Here is a 401-nt window from a genome sequence, read left to right as displayed (position 1 = left end):
CCTTGATATGTGTTATTCTTTTCATCTTCTGGCTCCGGTCTCCCATAGGTGGTCAATGCAGTAAGCAACTCCATTTACGGCCTGCTTCGAGCAGTTCGCCCAAACGCATATTTGGTCTGTGAGGCCGCCACGTTCAGAGATCAGTAGTTCTTTCTTTAGTACAGTTTGATCATTCTTTTCCCAATCTGTTCTTTCTACAACTTTCGTAGCGAACTGCACTGTGTACTTGTCCCACTCGTCGATGACCCAGAGTTGATCGCATTTGGGACATTCATAGAGGTTCATCCAATCCTTCGATTCGATTTTCTTGAGTTTCTTCTCAAATCTTTGCGGGGCTCGATCGAGGTAGAGAACCGTGGCTAGACTGGAACAGTCACATCTCATCTTTCTTCACATATCGC

Annotated in this window: 1 protein-coding gene; it reads right to left on the bottom strand. The window is 45.6% G+C overall.

Going from position 1 to position 401, the window contains the following annotated elements:
- Positions 1-21: 21 nt before the first annotated feature.
- Entirely contained in the window at positions 22-384 is a 363-nt protein-coding gene (locus JIN87_RS28045) for a hypothetical protein (protein ID WP_200360076.1), read from the bottom strand.
- Positions 385-401: the final 17 nt, after the last annotated feature.

This window comes from Pelagicoccus mobilis (genome assembly GCF_016595505.1).
GTDB classification, from domain to species: Bacteria; Verrucomicrobiota; Verrucomicrobiia; order Opitutales; family Opitutaceae; genus Pelagicoccus; species Pelagicoccus mobilis.
Note: the sequence above shows the minus strand (reverse complement) of the source record. Positions and strands in the feature narration are given on the sequence as shown.